This is a genomic window from Kocuria sp. CNJ-770, from assembly GCF_001942375.1.
GTDB classification, from domain to species: domain Bacteria; phylum Actinomycetota; class Actinomycetes; order Actinomycetales; family Micrococcaceae; genus Kocuria; species Kocuria oceani.
On sequence record NZ_MKJW01000063.1, the window covers coordinates 1 to 1,251 of the forward strand.

Here is a 1,251-nt window from a genome sequence, read left to right on the forward strand (position 1 = left end):
TTGGGCTCGGGATGTTTCCGTTCCCTCAGGTGCGGACCTCGATCTTGTCTCGATCGGTGGCCTCGGGCTGCTGGTTGAGCATGGCCAGCAGCTTGTCGCCCTCGATGTCGAGGTCCGGCAGCAGGCGATCGAGCCAGCGGGGCAACCACCATGCTCGTTCGCCGAAGACGGCCATGAGGGCCGGGACGAGGGTCAGCCGGACGATGAAGGCGTCGATGAGGATACCGACGGCGAGGGCGAAGCCGATCTGCTTGATCATGACGTCGTGGCTGAAGATGAAGCCGGAGAACACCGAGATCATGATGATGGCGGCTGCGACGACGACCCGGCTGGCCTGGTCGAAGCCGTGGACGACGCTCTGCCGGGCTTCCTGGCCGTGGATGTGGGCCTCGCGCATCGAGGAGACCAGGAAGACCTCGTAGTCCATGGCGAGTCCGTAGAGGATGCCGGTCACCATGATCGGCATGAAGCTCATCAGCGGACCGCCGGTGTCGACCCCGAAGAGGCCGCTGAGCCAGCCCCACTGGAAGACGGCGGTGGTGGCTCCGAAGGTGGCCAGGATGCTGAGCAGGAACCCGGCCGTGGCCTTGATCGGAACGATCACCGAGCGGAAGACCAGCAGCAGGATCAGCACGGACAGGACGATGATGATGCCGAGGTAGAGCGGAAGGACGCTGGCGAGCTTGTCGGACATGTCGATGCCGATGGCGGTGAACCCGGTCACGCCCAGCTGCACCTGATTGTTCTGGGCGATCGCGTTGTCGGGCTCGCGCAGGGACTTCACCAGGTCCCTGGTGGCCTCGTCGCTGGGGCCGGAGGTGGGAATGACGCTGAACACCGCCAGATCTCCGGCCTCGTTGACGCCCACGGGGGCGGCCAGCACGATGTCGTCCCGGTCCTGGAACTCCCCGATCAGTTTCGCGGTCAGCTCGGGCGTGACGCCGCCTGCGGTGTCGGTGGGTTCTGCGGTGACCAGCAGCGGGCCGTTGAATCCTTCACCAAAGCCTTGGGAGACCGCCTCGTAGCTCTGCCGGGCGGCGGTGTCCTGGTTCGCGGTCGCCCCGGAAGGGATCCCCAGGTTCATGTCGGCCGCGGGGATCGCCATCACGCCCAGCAGCGCGACCACGCCCGCGATGACGGGCCACCTGAACCTGATCACACCCTTCACCCAGTGGTCAGCCACACTGTGTGATTCCGCTTCCACCTTGGCGCGGCTTCGGGCTCGGGCCTTGTCCGAGCAGATCCGTTCCC

The 1,251-nt window shown here is 65.9% G+C and carries 1 protein-coding gene; it reads right to left on the bottom strand.

Translation table 11 applies throughout. The annotated features are described in order from the left end of the window. Positions 1–25: 25 nt before the first annotated feature. Positions 26–1,159: an MMPL family transporter gene (locus BJF77_RS02885; protein ID WP_255396111.1), complete on the bottom strand. Its 1,134-nt coding sequence runs from the start codon at positions 1,157–1,159 to the stop codon at positions 26–28. Positions 1,160–1,251: the final 92 nt, after the last annotated feature.